Raw genomic sequence first — 15,867 nt, forward strand, 5'->3', positions numbered from 1 at the left:
ATAGTACGTTGAATCTTTTCAAGAGATTATAAACTAGTTGTATCTATATACACTTTTTCTCTACCTGCTTACATCTTATTTCTCCAATTAATAATAGTAGTATTGAGATGATTAACGTAAGAGCAGCGACAAGGAGTGGGAGGGAAAAACTTTGCATTTGCTCCGCAATAATACCTGTAAAGATTGGACCGATAATTTGGCCAATCCCATAAACACCTGTCGTATAACCAATGATTTTATTACTTTCATTCGGTCTTATTCGTTTTGCTTCTGTAGTTGTTAAAATTGTAATTCCGACGAATGTAGCACCTAGAAGGAATGCACTTAGAAATGCCCCAAAAAGGTTTGGAATAAGGAGTGGAGAAAGTACACTTATAATTTGTAACATATAGGCGGATGTAAGAGCTCGTGTTGGTCCGTACTTCCGAGCAACAGTGGACCAAAGGTAACTAGATGGGATGACAGCAATACCGACAATAATCCAGCTACAAGATGCATAGAAGGGTGATAGTGTAATTCTTTCTACAATGGTGACAAGGAAGGTCCCTGTAATGATATAGCCAAATCCTTCGAATCCGTAAGCTAAAATAAGCCAAAATAAATAGCTTTTTCTATGAGATGTAGCTTGTATAGTACTTTTTGGTTGCTGTATAGTATGTCTACTGTCCTCTCTTAACCATTTCCATACAAGGATAGCTAAACTAAAACTAATAATTCCTAACCCAATCCACGCACCTTGCCAATTCCAAATTGAGTTGAATAAAGGTGCGAAACTTCCAGAGAAAATAATGCCAATTCCAACACCGCTATAAATCATGCCACCTAGCATGACTTTATTACTTTGAAATAAATAATCTAAAACAATACTAGAGGCAAGAACAAATACAATTGCACTTGTGAAACCACCGATAAAGCGAAGGGGAAACCATAAAAAGATATAAGAGGTTAAGCCCATACAAAGAGTTGAAAGAACATTGAAGAATAAACAGTGGTGTAATATTTTTTCACGATTTTTTATCGTAATGAATCCAATAAAGAATGCCCCAAGTAAATAACCAAGATAATTACTGGACGCTAAATATCCAGCGAGGTCATCTTCTATATGGGCTTGCTTTTCCATAAAAGAAATAATCGGTGTGTAGGCGAACCGACTAATACCCATGACAGCTATTAAAGAACATATCCCAGCTATAATCATTTTCCATGTTTTTGTTTCTTTCATATAATCTCCCTTCTTGAAATATCTTCTAATATATATGATAGAGGAATATATATGGGGCGTAAAATACTGATTTTTTATATGTAATATCAAAATTAATGATATGAACGAATGAACTTACAAGATTTTGTAGCTTTTTATATGGTCGCGCAGGAGAAAAGTATTTCAAGAGCAGCTATTCGGTTGAATTTTGTTCAATCAAACATAACAGCAAAAATAAAACGGCTAGAAGCTGAATATGAAACACAATTATTTTATAGGCATCGAGATGGAGTTACATTAACACCAGCCGGAGAAAAGTTGTTAACATACGCTGAAAAAATGATTCAATTATTAAATGAATCAAAAAGGCAAGTGAAACATACAGCGGAGCCTGGAGGAGTATTGAAAATTGGAGCGATGGAAACAGCAGCAGCTGTTAGAATGCCCACGATTTTAGCTAATTATCATATGCGCTATCCAGAAGTGGAAATTATGTTGCAAACGCACAATACGGAAGAATTAACGAAGAAGGTACTCTTATATGAAATAGAGGGGGCATTTGTAGCTGATTGTATAGCTGATCCAGCTTTAGAAAAGATAGAAGTATTCCAAGAGGAAATGATGTTACTTTCAAAGCGGAATGTTTTGTGGGATAACGGATATTCGGAATCGCAGTCTTTTATCGTTTTTCAATCAGGTTGTTTTTATAGAAAAGTTTTAGAAGAATGGTTACTATCTGAAGGGATTGTTCCAAAAAAAATAATGGAATTAAATTCTTTAGACGGTATTATTGGGTGCGTAAAAGCTGGACTTGGGGTGTCTATGTTACCACGTGAAGTAGCAGAGCAATTTGATAGCCATAAAGAACTTATTCATACACCGTTAGTACATGAAAACAGGTTTATTCCGACTTATTTTATTTATCGGAAAGATAGTGTGAGAACAGCAGCGTTAAGCAAGTTTATTGATGACTTGCTTTGTATAAAAACAGCCCGCTGAAAATTCAGTGGGCTGTTTGTTCATGCATCTTTATCTTTCTTCAATTTTCCTTTTTGCTTTGCCATTTCTCGAAGTAAATACTCGATGTGTGCATTGACGCTACGAAACTCATCATTTGCCCATTTTTCGATGACTGCGTGTAATTCAGGATCAATACGTAATGGAAAGCTTTTCTTTTTAGCCATAATTACTTATAGCCCTTAGTATAGGCTTCCTGTATTAATAACTGGTTGCGCACCTTTATCTGAAACGATGGCAACTAATAGGTTGTTTACCATATTCGCTTTACGCTCGTCATCTAATTCAAGTACGCCTTCCTCATCTAACATATGGATTGAATCCTTCGCCATCTTCACAGCACCTTCAACAATCTCTTTTCTAGCAGCTAATACCGCTTTTGCTTGTTGACGTTGTAGCATCGCATGGGCAATTTCTGTTGCATAAGCTAAATGTGTTAAACGAGTTTCTAATACTTCTACGCCTGCGATTTCAAGGCGCGCTTCTAACTCACGCTTTAATTCTTCAGAGATTTCTTCAGTATTCCCGCGTAACGTAATGCAAGTTTCATCTTGGAAATTGTCATAAGGATATTTTGTTGCGACGTGGCGGATTGCTGTTTCACTTTGAATTTCTACAAATCGATCGTAATGTTCAACACCGAACATTGCTTTTGCAGAATCAACTACTTTATATACAATAACAGCTGCAATTTCAATCGGATTTCCCTCAACATCGTTTACTTTTAATTTCTTACTATTAAAGTTTTCAACACGTAATGAGACAGTTTGACGGAATGCGAATGGAATTGTTAAAAATAAACCATTTTGACGAATTGTTCCTAAATAATTACCAAAGAACGTAATAACTTTCGCTTGATTCGGTTGAACAATACCGATACCTGTAGCGAGAATTGCCGCTAATATAATAGTTAGTGCTGCTCCTACAAAAATTTCTTGTGCAAGGAAAAATACACCGATAGCAGCTAAAATCAAAATTCCAATAATACCGAGAAAACCATTTACATAAAATACTTGTTTTTCTTTCATATGATCGCCTCCTGATATAAAAATGATATCACTTTTATATCATTTTAAGCAAGGGGTATGCACCTAATTTTCTGAAATTTATTGATTGATATCTTTTATGTACATTTTAAAGTTAGAAATAAGAATATACGTTCTGTTTTATGGTAAAATAAAGAAGACTTAACCGCCCACTGCAGCAGCTAAGTCCCTTTGAGAGCATCTTGCATCGTGACAAATGATTCAAAGCGGTTTTGCCAGGATTATTTCTTCAATCGCTGACTCAATCTCTTTGTCAGAAGCGTCATAACTTCCCTTTGACTTTGGCTTGTCATGAGCGGAAGTTTGATTCACTTCTTCTTTAGCATGTCCTTTTTCAGTAAAATTCATGCCAGGCATTTTAAATGCGCCCATATTCATGTATTTTCCAAATTTCCACGCTTCAACAATAGGGCAGAAGCGAACAATTCCCTCTGCAACTTTCATTGCACCAATCCATAGAAAAATGTTAGACCAAGTGCACCACGGCTTGCGTACAAGTTTAGTTGCACTACATCCGAAGAGGACAAGCCCAAGTGTAATTCGAATTAGAGCGTTTATTGTCCCGATGTTTTGCTTCATTAGAAAAACACTCCTTTTTATGAAAATTGAAATAGTAAATACTACTTCTCTTATTAGTATCCCGTGTGATTTTTGGGATATGTAATCCAACATTTGACGTTGAAAAAGATGTTGGAATCGGCGTGTGTGTCAGTAGCTTTTTTTGTTATAATGAAAGAATGCATAAAAAGAAGGTGAAATTAAATCCTTCTTTTTGAAAAATATTTAATAGCTATTTTAAAAAATCAAGATGAAAACTAACTGTTATTTTAAACAGAACTATAGATATAACTAGAGAAAAGGAAGGGTGTTTTCATGTACGATATTTCCGGATGGAAACATGTATTTAAGCTTGATCCAAATAAGGAGTTAAGCGATGAATATTTAGAAATGATTTGTGAGTCTGGAACGGATGCTGTTATTGTAGGCGGAAGTGATGGAGTTACAATTGATAACGTATTACACATGCTAGTTAGCATTCGTAGATATGCAGTTCCTTGTGTATTAGAGGTTTCTGATGTAGAAGCAATTACACCAGGATTTGATTTTTATTACATCCCAAGTGTTTTAAATAGCCGAAAAGTAGAATGGGTAACAGGTGTTCATCATGAGGCATTGAAAGAATTTGGGGATATTATGGACTGGGACGAAATTTTTATGGAAGGGTATTGTGTTTTAAATCCCGAAGCGAAAGTAGCCCAGCTTACAGATGCGAAATGTGATTTAACAGAAGATGACGTTATTGCATATGCGCGTTTAGCAGACAAGTTATTACATTTACCGATATTTTATTTAGAATATAGCGGTACGTATGGAGATGTTGAACTTGTTAAAAATGTAAAAGCAGAATTGAAACAAGCCAAGTTATATTATGGCGGTGGTATTTCTAATGCAGAACAGGCGAAAGAAATGGCGCAATATGCTGATACAGTAGTTGTTGGAAATATTATTTATGATGATATAAAATCGGCGTTAAAAACAGTTAAAGCAGTAAAAGGAGAGTAGGTGCAGGCGTATATGAATATGACAGATAAGTTATTAAACGGTTTAAATCCACAGCAACAAAAAGCAGTACAAACAACGAATGGACCACTTCTACTAATGGCAGGTGCAGGTAGTGGTAAGACACGCGTGTTAACACACCGTATTGCGTATTTGCTTGGTGAAAAAGGTGTAGCACCATGGAATGTACTAGCTATTACCTTCACAAATAAAGCAGCTCGTGAAATGCGCGAGCGTATTGATAAACTTGTGGGACCAGAAGCAGAAGATATTTGGATTTCGACGTTCCACTCTATGTGTGTACGTATTTTACGACGCGATATCGATCGTATTGGTATTAATCGTAACTTTACAATCTTAGATTCAGGTGATCAGCTAACTGTAGTCAAAAAAATTATGAAAGAGCGCAATATTGATCCGAAGAAATTTGAGCCGCGCTCTATTTTAGCGGGTATTAGTAATGCAAAAAATGAACTGTTATCTGCGGATAAATATGCAAAAAAAATTACAATGGCTGATCCATATGAAAAATTAACGAGCGATGTATACACAGAGTATCAAAAACGTCTTTTGAAAAATAATTCATTAGACTTTGATGATTTAATTATGACGACGATTCAGCTATTCGAACGTGTTCCAGAAGTATTAGAGTTTTATCAGCGTAAGTTCCAATATATTCATGTTGATGAGTATCAAGATACGAACAAAGCGCAATATCTTCTTGTTAAACATTTGGCAGCACGTTTTAAAAATCTTTGCGTTGTAGGTGACTCTGACCAGTCTATTTATCGCTGGCGTGGTGCAGATATTTCTAACATTTTGTCATTTGAAAAAGACTATGAGAATGCACAGGTAATTTTGTTAGAACAAAACTATCGTTCGTCACAAAATATTTTAAATGCAGCGAATGCTGTTATTGAAAAAAATACGAATCGTAAACCGAAGAAATTATGGACAGACAATCAAGTTGGAAGTAAAATCTCGTATTATCGTGCCGCAACTGAAAAGGACGAAGCATATTTTGTTGCGAAAAAAATTCGTGACGATCTTCAAATGGGGAAACGAAAATACACTGATTTTGCAGTGCTATATCGTACGAATGCTCAGTCTCGTATGGTCGAGGAGATTTTCCTTAAATCTAACATTCCGTACAAAATTGTCGGGGGAACTAAGTTCTACGACCGTAAAGAGATTAAAGATATTTTGGCGTACTTACGTTTAATCGGTAATCCAGATGATGAAATTAGTTTTGCACGTATTATTAACATGCCAAAGCGTGGTATTGGTGCGACTTCTATCGATAAAATTATTAATTATGGTGTGCAAAACGGAATTTCATTAACTGCTGTATTTGATGAGATTGAGCATGTTGGAGTAAGTGCAAAAATTACAAAGGCAGTAAAAGAATTCGCAAGTTTATTACACAACTGGGTAAATATGCAAGAGTATTTATCTGTTACAGAATTAGTAGAAGAAGTTATTGAAAAAACAGGCTATCGCGATATGTTGAAAAATGAGCGTTCTTTAGAAGCGGAAGGTCGTTTAGAAAACTTAGACGAATTCTTATCTGTTACGCAAACATTTGAATCTCAAAGTGAAGATAAGAGCCTTGTTGCATTCTTAACAGATTTAGCACTTGTTGCTGATATTGATCGTGTAGATGAAGACCCAACTGCTGGTGAAGAAGTTATTTTCATGACGATGCACTCAGCAAAAGGATTAGAGTTCCCGGTTGTCTTTATTGTTGGTTTAGAGGAAGGGATATTCCCTCATACTCGTTCTCTTATGGAAGAGGATGAAATGCAAGAAGAACGTCGTCTTGCTTATGTAGGTATTACTCGTGCAGAAGAAGAGTTATATTTATCTAATGCGCAAATGCGTACTTTATTTGGTAGAACAAGTATGAATGCTGCGTCTCGCTTCATTACAGAAATCCCGGCAGAACTAGTGGAATCATTAAATGAAACAGCGCCGAAGCGTGAAAATTCGTTTGGTGCAAAAGGCAGAACAGCAAGTAGCAGTAAAATGACAACGACAACCACAACACGCTCTCGTTCAGCTTTCGCGCGTCCAGCAGCTAAGACGACAGGCGGTGAGCAAATTGGCTGGGCAGTAGGCGATAAAGCTTCCCATCAAAAATGGGGAATCGGTACAGTTGTAAGTGTAAAAGGTGAAGGTGATGCAAAAGAATTAGATATTGCGTTCCCAAGCCCAATTGGTGTTAAACGTTTGTTAGCAAAATTTGCACCTGTGACGAAACAATAGAAAGGAATGAGGATATGTCAAAAGAGATAGCAAAAAAACGTATAGAAGAACTGCGTGATTTGTTAAATACATTTAATTATCAATATCACGTATTAGACAATCCTTCTGTTTCTGATGCGGAATATGACCGTGATATGCAGGAGCTTATAAAATTAGAAGCAGAGAACCCAGAGTTTATGAGTGAAGATTCTCCCTCCGTTCGCGTTGGGGGAACTATTCTTGATATATTTGAAAAAGTAACACATAAGTCACCAATGTTAAGTTTAGGGAATGCATTTAACGAAGGGGATTTGCGTGATTTCGACAGAAGAGTATGTCAAGGAATTGATGGTGCGAATGTAAGATATATATGTGAATTAAAAATTGACGGGCTTGCCGTTTCGCTTCATTATGAAAAAGGACGCTTCATTCAAGGGGCGACACGTGGTGATGGTGTAACGGGTGAAGATATTACTCAAAATTTAAAAACGATTAAAGCTATCCCGCTTCTTTTAAATGAAGAAGTAACGTTAGAAGCACGAGGCGAAGCTTATATGCCGAAGCGTTCATTCGTTAAACTAAATGAAGAAAAAGAGCAAAATGGAGAAGACGTATTTGCGAATCCGCGTAATGCAGCAGCAGGTTCAATACGTCAACTTGATCCGAAAATTGCAGCGAAGCGTAACTTATCTATGTTTGTGTACGGTCTTGCGAATGTAGAAGAAAAAACAATTCCATCGCACAGTGAATCGCTTGATTTCTTAGGTGAACTCGGATTTAAGACAAATCCAAATCGCCGTACATGTGAAACAATCGAAGAGGTTATAGCTTATGTAGAAGAATGGCAAGAAAAACGTCCGCATCTTGATTATGAGATTGATGGAATCGTTATAAAAGTAGATGATGTTGCTCTTCAAGAAAGTCTAGGAACTACAGCGAAGAGTCCAAGATGGGCGATTGCTTATAAATTCCCAGCTGAAGAAGTTGTAACGAGACTAACAGGCATTGAATTAAGTGTTGGCCGAACAGGGGTTGTAACGCCGACTGCAGAGCTAGAGCCAGTGAGAGTTGCTGGTACGATTGTTCGCCGTGCTTCTTTACATAACGAAGATTTGATTCGTGAAAAAGATATTCGAATTGGTGACTACGTTGTTGTGAAGAAGGCTGGAGATATTATTCCTGAAGTTGTGAACGTTATTTTTGATAAGCGTACTGGTGAAGAAGAAGAATACCGTATGCCAACGCATTGTCCAGCATGTGAGAGTGAACTTGTTCGTTTAGAAGAAGAAGTAGCACTTCGATGTATAAATCCGACTTGTCCGGCTCAAATTCGAGAGGGATTAATCCATTTCGTTTCAAGAAATGCGATGAATATTGATGGACTTGGAGAACGTGTCATTACACAACTCTTTGATGCAGATTATATTCGTACATTTGCTGATTTATATGCATTGACGAAAGAGCAATTATTACAGTTAGAACGTTTTGGTGAAAAATCAGCAACAAACTTAATACAAGCAATTGAAAATTCTAAAGAAAACTCGTTAGAGCGATTATTATTTGGTCTTGGAATTCGCCACGTTGGAGCGAAAGCAGCACGTACATTTGCAGAGCACTTTGAAACGATGGATGAGCTTGTAAAAGCAACAGAAGAAGAACTAAAAGCAATTAATGAAATTGGCGAAAAAATGGCTCAATCTGTTGTGACATATTTTGATAATGAAGATGTATTAGAATTATTACAGCAGTTTAAAGAGTATGGCGTGAATATGACATACAAAGGTATAAAAATTGCAGATTTACAAAATGTTGAATCTTACTTCGCAGGAAAAACGGTTGTTTTAACAGGTAAGCTAGAAGTTATGGGACGAAGTGAAGCGAAGAAGAAGATTGAGGCATTAGGTGGAAAAGTAACAGGAAGTGTTAGTAAGAGTACGGATTTGGTTGTTGCAGGTGAAGCAGCTGGTTCGAAATTAGCACAAGCGGAGAAACATAATGTTGAGGTTTGGAATGAAGAGAGGTTCTTACAAGAGCTAAATAAGTAAGAGGTGCAAACTTACCATGAAAAAAATAGCATTAGCGATATTAAGCCTGGGCCTACTTGTAAGTGGGTGTAGTGCAGGTGCCGACAAAGATGAAAAAGTGGCTGAGAAATCGGGGAAAGCAAAAGAACAATCAGTTGTTCCAAAATACGCTATTTCGGATGAATATTATAAGACGACTATTCCATTTGATGGTGGAAATGCACGTGGTTTAGTGGTGCAAGGGCTAAATAGTCGTCTTGATATAGATGAATTTGAAACAGGATTAATGCGAATTGCAAAAGAATCATTTAATACGAAAGATAATTTTTTAAAAGGCGGAAGTGCTCTAGATACTCAAGTGATACAGATGCTTGTTAAAAGAAAACGTACAGATGCTGAACAAAAGGAACTAGAGGACAAATTAAAAAAAGATGCAGTTAAATTTCCTAATATAGGATTAAACCCTGCGTTAGGAACGGGATCCGAATCACTAGAAGTGAAAAATAAAAAAAATCCAATATATATTTCAAATATTTTAGAGCATGATTATTATGTGAAAAAAGGCGATAACAGCGAGGAACGTGTTGGTATGGTAGTTGGATTAGCAATGAATTCTGTTCAATATTTTAACGAAGAGCATGGTTATCCACGTGAAGCTGCAATCCCGGATGAAAAGATGTTAGCTGAAGGGAAAAAAATGGCGCAAGAAATTTTGAAAGTCATACATCAAAAACAACCTGATACAAAAAATATTCCGATAACATTTGCGATTTATCGCCAATCTCCAAAGTCTTCGCTCGTACCAGGTAACTTTGTTTCTTATGCAAATGTAGAAAAAGGTAGTGAAACGGTTGAAGATTGGAAACAAATTAATGAGAAATACTATTTGTTCCCATCAGAGCAAGCGAAAACAGATAATAAACGTGAAGATCTTGCAAGAGTATCCAACTTTAAGGCAAAACTAAGCGATTATTTCCAAGGCGACTATACAGCTGTTATTGGTACTGGTATGTATAGAGATGATGAATTAAGAGAAATGAAGCTTGATATTCCTGTCCAGTTTAATGGAAAAGCTGAAATAATTGGTTTTACACAATATGTGGCAGGGCTTGTTATGGAATACTTCCCGAATTATATGAAAGTACAAGTAACGATTAAATCTGTAGAACGCCCAGAAGCTATTATTATACGTGAAGCAAAACAAGATGAACCACTTGTGAAAATTTTAGATTAAATATGAAGGCTGTTCCTCTATGGAACAGCTTTTTTTCTTATGTAATTTTGTTATAATTTAAAATGTTGTAAATAATAGGGGTAAGGGGTAAAGTTCATGGAAGAATTAAGTTTTCAAGTCATTATTTTATTAATTGCATTCGGTTTTTTAGCAGCTTTCATTGATTCCGTTGTTGGAGGAGGAGGGTTAATTTCGCTTCCTGCGCTTATGTTTGTTGGCTTATCGCCGGCTTCAGCAATTGCAACGAATAAATTAGCGGCAACAATGGGGACGTTTACGAGTGCGATGTATTTCATTCGATCAGGAAAAGTTGATTTTAAAATTGTAGGAAAGTTAATCCCGTTAACTATTGTTGGAGCTGTTGCAGGTGCTTTAGTAGTAAAATTTATTCCATCGGATATTTTACGCCCATTAGTACTTGTAATGTTGGTATTTATTGCTATTTATATTATTGCAAAAAAGAATTGGGGAAGTGTGTCTACCTATAAGAAGATGACGCAAAGAAAAACATTAATATTTTTCTTTGTTATTTTAATGATAGGATTTTATGATGGATTTTTTGGACCAGGGACAGGGTCATTTTTAATTTTTGCATTTTTATTAATTGGTTTGGATTTTATTCAAGCGGCAGCATCTGGAAAACTTTTGAACTTTGTTAGTAATATTGTATCTTTAATTACTTTTTTATTTTTAGACATAATTCATTTTGAATACGGTATTATCATGGGATTATCAATGATCTTAGGTGCTTATTTGGGATCGAAGTTTGCGGTTCAAAAAGGCGTTGGATATGTAAGGACTTTATTTTTATTAGTTACTATATTATTGATCGGGAAAAATGTTTTGGAATATACTCATATTTTGTAGATTCATACGCATGTATGAATCTCTTTTTTTTATTATATTTTAAAAATTTATTAATTTTTAAAATATAAGTCTAGGAATATTTGAATAAATCTAAATTATCGTGTAGAATAATGTTGTAAAATGTAAACGTTTTTCTAAGGGGAGGCTAAAAAAAATGGTAGTAGCATACAAACATGAGCCATTTACAGATTTTTCAGTGGAGGCTAACAAATTAGCGTTTGAAGAAGGTTTAAAGAAAGTAGAATCTTATCTTGGACAAGACTATCCATTAATTATTGGGGGAGAAAAAATCACTACAGAAGACAAAATTGTTTCTGTAAACCCTGCAAATAAAGAGGAACTTGTTGGTCGTGTTTCAAAAGCAAGCCGTGAGTTAGCTGAAAAAGCAATGCAAGTAGCGGATGAAACATTCCAAACTTGGAGAAAATCAAAGCCAGAAATGCGTGCAGACATTTTATTCCGTGCTGCAGCAATCGTTCGTCGCAGAAAACATGAATTCTCTGCTATTCTTGTAAAAGAAGCAGGTAAGCCATGGAATGAGGCAGATGCTGATACAGCAGAAGCAATCGACTTTATGGAATATTATGGTCGTCAAATGTTAAAATTAAAAGACGGTATTCCAGTAGAAAGCCGTCCAATTGAATATAATCGTTTCTCTTACATTCCATTAGGAGTAGGTGTTATCATTTCTCCTTGGAACTTCCCATTCGCAATTATGGCAGGTATGACAACAGCTGCTTTAGTTTCTGGTAACACAGTATTACTAAAACCAGCTAGTACAACTCCTGTAGTAGCAGCGAAATTTATGGAAGTATTAGAAGAAGCTGGCTTACCAGCTGGCGTAGTAAACTTCGTTCCAGGTAATGGTTCTGAAGTTGGTGACTACTTAGTAGATCATCCTCGTACACGTTTCGTAAGCTTCACGGGATCTCGTGATGTAGGTATCCGTATTTATGAGCGTGCAGCGAAAGTAAACCCAGGCCAAATTTGGTTAAAACGCGTTATCGCTGAAATGGGCGGTAAAGATACAATCGTTGTTGATAAAGAAGCAGATCTTGAATTAGCAGCTAAGTCTATCGTTGCATCAGCATTCGGATTCTCAGGACAAAAATGTTCTGCATGTTCTCGTGCAGTAATCCACGAAGATGTATACGATCACGTATTAAATCGTGCTGTTGAATTAACAAAAGAATTAACAGTTGCTAACCCAGCAGTATTAGGTACAAACATGGGTCCTGTTAATGACCAAGCTGCATTCGATAAAGTAATGAGCTATGTTGCAATTGGTAAAGAAGAAGGTAGAATCTTAGCAGGTGGCGAAGGAGACGATTCTAAAGGCTGGTTCATCCAACCAACAATCGTTGCTGATGTTGCAGAAGATGCTCGCTTAATGAAAGAAGAAATCTTCGGACCAGTAGTAGCATTCTGTAAAGCAAAAGACTTCGATCATGCACTTGCAATTGCAAACAATACGGAATACGGTTTAACAGGTGCTGTTATTACTAACAACCGTGACCATATTGAAAAAGCACGTGAAGACTTCCACGTTGGTAACTTATACTTCAACCGTGGATGTACTGGTGCAATCGTAGGTTACCAACCATTCGGTGGCTTTAACATGTCTGGTACAGACTCTAAAGCTGGTGGACCTGATTACTTAGCACTTCACATGCAAGCAAAAACTACTTCTGAAACTTTATAAGAAATAGTAGAGGAGCTCTTCACAAAGTGTGAAGAGCTCCTTTTAAAATTGAAACCCCATATATTACCGTCGTTCGAAGAGAATGAGCTAAAACCTATTAATAGCGGGATAAACATGTAAACAGAAATAAAATAATGAGAAAAGTTGACGTATTAGTCATATTTTTTAGTATTCATTTTGAGAATTTCCTGTATAATACAATTTGAAAGAAAATCTATGGTTCGACAAGGAACACTCCTTTCGGTTTTGCTCACTGAAAGGAGTGTTTTTTTATGTAGCTAAAAATTCTTTCGTGCTTATTACATTTGCATATACGCCATTTAAACTAGCTAAAATTGTATTGTGAATATAAACAGCTGGTATAGTAGCGTTCTTAAAAGAAAGGTCTTTTGTAGCACAAGCATCGTGTATAACGGTACATTGAAATCCAAAATCAAATGCAGCCCTTACTGTAGCATCAATACACATATGAGTCATCATCCCGCATACGACGACATGTTCAATGTCTAAACGCTGTAATTGCTCTAGAAGATTAGTTTCTCGGAAGCTATTTGGATAATGTTTGAGTATAACTGTTTCTTCTCTAAGTGGACGTACCTTCTCATGAATATGTACACCTTCTGTATTAGGTAGGAAAAAAGTAGCGTCATCTTTTATAGCTACGTGTTGGATATGAAAAATAGGTTCGCTGTTTGTTCTAAAGTGTTGTAATAACTGATTAGCATATTCGCTTGCTTCTACTGGATTACGCAATTCCATCTTTCCATTTGGAAAATAATCGTTTTGAATATCGACGAGTAAAAGAGCTGTTTTCATATATTTATCTTCCTCCGAGTTTCATATTCAAATAAATTTATTCAATTCGTAGAGAGGATTCTCCTGTTTAAAAATATGAGGAAGAAGAATTTTACATAACTTTGAAAGTTACTATTTTCTTATGAATTTTCATCTGAAAATTTTAATAAAGGAATAATTAATATTTTTCTAAAAAATGTATTGACTCTTATTATTCTGAGTTCTATAATGAGAATTAATTAAACGACAATTAAATCGATACATTCTTATCCAGAGAGGTGGAGGGACTGGCCCTACGATACCTCAGCAACGGGTTTTTTAATACCGTGCTAACTCCAGCAAGCCATATAAAGGCTTGGAAGATGAGAAGATGTGAACGAGTACATATAAGTGCTCTCCTTCTTATCTTTATGGTTGATAAGAAGGAGAGCACTTTTTATTTTACCTCGAAAGCTCTACTTTAAGTTTTTACAGCATATAGGAGGGGGAAAAATGATTTCTTTTAACAATGTAAGTAAAGTGTATGAATCAGCTGGGCAATCTGTTCATGCGGTGGAGGATGTAACATTATCAGTTGAGAAAGGCGAAATTTTTGGCATTATCGGTTTTAGTGGCGCTGGAAAGAGTACATTATTACGCTTAGTAAATATGTTAGAGAGACCAACGGCAGGAACGATTTCAATAGATGATAAAAATATTACATCATTATCGACGAAAGAATTACGCAAACTAAGACAAAGAATCGGAATGATTTTTCAAAGCTTTAATTTATTTAATTCAAGAACAGTGTTTGGGAATATTGCTTATCCATTAAAGTTAGCGCAATTGCCAAAGAACGAGATAAAAGAACGAGTGAATGAACTGCTGAAGTTTGTAGGGTTAGAAGATAAAGCAAACTATTATCCAGAGCAGTTATCAGGGGGACAAAAGCAGCGAGTTGGCATTGCTAGAGCACTTGCGACATCGCCAGATATTCTTATATGTGATGAGGCAACATCAGCTTTAGATCCAGAAACAACGACAGAAATTCTAAACTTATTAAAGAAAGTAAATCGAGAATACAATTTAACGATTCTTCTTATTACACACGAAATGCATGTTGTGAAAGAAATTTGCCACCGTGTAGCTGTAATGGAGAAGGGAAAAGTTATTGAAGAAGGAAAACTGTTTGACGTTTTCACACAACCAAAAACAAAGACGACTCAAAACTTTGTACGTTCTGTTATTAATGATCATTTACCAGAAAGTGTTCTAGCGAAAATTCAAAATGGTGGTCAAATTTATCGTCTAACATTTACTGGTGAGGAGACAGGACAGCCGGTACTATCATATATCGCAAAAAACTATAACGTTGATGTAAATGTACTGTACGGAAATATTATTGAACTTCAAAATGTGCTATTTGGAAATCTGCTTGTAGAATTGCAAGGTGAGCAGAGGGAAATTCAAAAAGCATTACAACATCTAAGACTGCAAGTGCAGCTGAAGGAGGTAGAAGCTCATGCGAGTTGATTGGAGTATATTTTGGCCGCGCATACTAGATGCGACGGGGGATACCCTCTTAATGGTAATTGTAACCCTTATATTCGCTATAATTCTGGGTATACCTCTAGGTTTACTTTTATATGTAACGAGAAAAGGAAACTTTTTAGAAAATAAATGGGTCTTTTCTATTCTTAACATCATAATTAATACAATTCGTCCGGTACCATTCATTATCTTTTTAGTAGCTTTAAGCCCACTAACAAGAAGCTTTATTGGAACGACGATTGGAACAGCAGCAGCAATTTTCCCGATGACGTTAGTCGCATCAATTGGTATTGCTAGAATGGTTGAAACAAATCTTGTTTCCGTTCCGAAAGGAGTAATTGAAGCAGCGCAAGCAATGGGCGCCTCACCAATTAGAATCGTTTTTGAAATCCTTGTACCAGAAGCGTTAGCACCATTAATCTTAGGTGTCACATTTATGACAGTTGGTTTAATTGAATTTTCTGCAGTTGCTGGGCTTGTCGGTGGTGGCGGTCTTGGTGACTTGGCAATGACATATGGTTATCAACGTTTTGATACATCAGTTATGTTCGTAACGGTTGTTTTACTTATTATTCTCGTGCAGATAGCTCAAAATTTAGGAAACTACTTTGCGAAAGTCTTGTTACGCAGATCATAAAAAGGAAAAG

At 36.1% G+C, this 15,867-nt stretch carries 14 protein-coding genes and 1 riboswitch; of the genes, 9 read left to right on the forward strand and 5 right to left on the reverse strand.

Translation table 11 applies throughout. The annotated features are described in order from the left end of the window. Positions 1-43: 43 nt before the first annotated feature. The gene (locus DN400_RS19360; protein ID WP_000665321.1) at positions 44-1,222 is read right to left on the reverse strand and encodes a YbfB/YjiJ family MFS transporter; all 1,179 of its coding nucleotides are present in this window, start codon (positions 1,220-1,222) and stop codon (positions 44-46) included. 108 nt (positions 1,223-1,330) lie between these two features. Between DN400_RS19360 and DN400_RS19365 the strand changes: the two genes are divergently transcribed. Next, positions 1,331-2,200 carry a LysR family transcriptional regulator gene (locus tag DN400_RS19365; protein WP_001053120.1) on the forward strand — a complete coding sequence of 290 codons (870 nt, stop codon included), beginning with the start codon at positions 1,331-1,333 and terminating at the stop codon, positions 2,198-2,200. 20 nt (positions 2,201-2,220) lie between these two features. Here the strand turns inward: DN400_RS19365 and DN400_RS19370 are convergent, their stop codons facing one another. The 3 genes from DN400_RS19370 to DN400_RS19380 all read right to left on the reverse strand — a co-directional run bounded on the left by DN400_RS19370 (position 2,221) and on the right by DN400_RS19380 (position 3,843). Beyond that, positions 2,221-2,385 (reverse strand): type II toxin-antitoxin system antitoxin, encoded by a 165-nt coding sequence (locus tag DN400_RS19370; RefSeq protein WP_001085171.1) that lies wholly within the window; start codon positions 2,383-2,385, stop codon positions 2,221-2,223. Between the two features lie 15 nt (positions 2,386-2,400). Then, entirely contained in the window at positions 2,401-3,246 is an 846-nt protein-coding gene (locus tag DN400_RS19375) for an SPFH domain-containing protein (protein WP_000660675.1), read from the reverse strand. Between the two features lie 219 nt (positions 3,247-3,465). After that, the gene (locus DN400_RS19380) at positions 3,466-3,843 is read right to left on the reverse strand and encodes a YgaP family membrane protein (RefSeq protein ID WP_000812341.1); all 378 of its coding nucleotides are present in this window, start codon (positions 3,841-3,843) and stop codon (positions 3,466-3,468) included. A 294-nt stretch (positions 3,844-4,137) separates the two neighbouring features. On the opposite strand from DN400_RS19380, the gene pcrB reads away from it, so the two are divergent. The 6 genes from pcrB (at position 4,138) to pruA (ending at position 12,895) form a co-directional block, all read left to right on the forward strand. Then, positions 4,138-4,827 carry a heptaprenylglyceryl phosphate synthase gene (gene pcrB, locus DN400_RS19385; RefSeq protein ID WP_000272109.1) on the forward strand — a complete coding sequence of 230 codons (690 nt, stop codon included), beginning with the start codon at positions 4,138-4,140 and terminating at the stop codon, positions 4,825-4,827. A 12-nt stretch (positions 4,828-4,839) separates the two neighbouring features. Then, positions 4,840-7,089 carry a DNA helicase PcrA gene (pcrA, locus tag DN400_RS19390; protein ID WP_147801870.1) on the forward strand — a complete coding sequence of 750 codons (2,250 nt, stop codon included), beginning with the start codon at positions 4,840-4,842 and terminating at the stop codon, positions 7,087-7,089. 14 nt (positions 7,090-7,103) lie between these two features. Continuing rightward, a complete protein-coding gene (ligA, locus tag DN400_RS19395; protein WP_000031418.1) occupies positions 7,104-9,113 on the forward strand; it encodes an NAD-dependent DNA ligase LigA in 2,010 nt (669 codons plus the stop codon). 16 nt (positions 9,114-9,129) lie between these two features. Next, positions 9,130-10,326: a CamS family sex pheromone protein gene (locus DN400_RS19400; protein WP_000717011.1), complete on the forward strand. Its 1,197-nt coding sequence runs from the start codon at positions 9,130-9,132 to the stop codon at positions 10,324-10,326. A 96-nt stretch (positions 10,327-10,422) separates the two neighbouring features. After that, entirely contained in the window at positions 10,423-11,193 is a 771-nt protein-coding gene (locus DN400_RS19405) for a TSUP family transporter (protein ID WP_000391979.1), read from the forward strand. Between the two features lie 154 nt (positions 11,194-11,347). Then, the gene (gene pruA, locus DN400_RS19410; protein WP_000259555.1) at positions 11,348-12,895 is read left to right on the forward strand and encodes an L-glutamate gamma-semialdehyde dehydrogenase; all 1,548 of its coding nucleotides are present in this window, start codon (positions 11,348-11,350) and stop codon (positions 12,893-12,895) included. A 270-nt stretch (positions 12,896-13,165) separates the two neighbouring features. Here the strand turns inward: pruA and DN400_RS19415 are convergent, their stop codons facing one another. Then, a complete protein-coding gene (locus DN400_RS19415; protein ID WP_016083727.1) occupies positions 13,166-13,711 on the reverse strand; it encodes a cysteine hydrolase family protein in 546 nt (181 codons plus the stop codon). A gap of 242 nt (positions 13,712-13,953) precedes the next feature. Then, positions 13,954-14,059: riboswitch (SAM riboswitch) on the forward strand. Positions 14,060-14,182: 123 nt separating this feature from the next. Here DN400_RS19415 and DN400_RS19425 point away from each other — a divergent pair. Next, entirely contained in the window at positions 14,183-15,202 is a 1,020-nt protein-coding gene (locus DN400_RS19425; protein WP_098015405.1) for a methionine ABC transporter ATP-binding protein, read from the forward strand. Next, entirely contained in the window at positions 15,192-15,857 is a 666-nt protein-coding gene (locus DN400_RS19430; protein WP_098447117.1) for a methionine ABC transporter permease, read from the forward strand. The genes DN400_RS19425 and DN400_RS19430 overlap by 11 nt, the downstream gene beginning before the upstream one ends. The last annotated feature ends 10 nt before the right edge of the window (positions 15,858-15,867 follow it).

The sequence above is a fragment of the Bacillus sp. AR8-1 genome, from assembly GCF_008042345.1.
Lineage (GTDB): Bacteria > Bacillota > Bacilli > Bacillales > Bacillaceae_G > Bacillus_A > Bacillus_A cereus.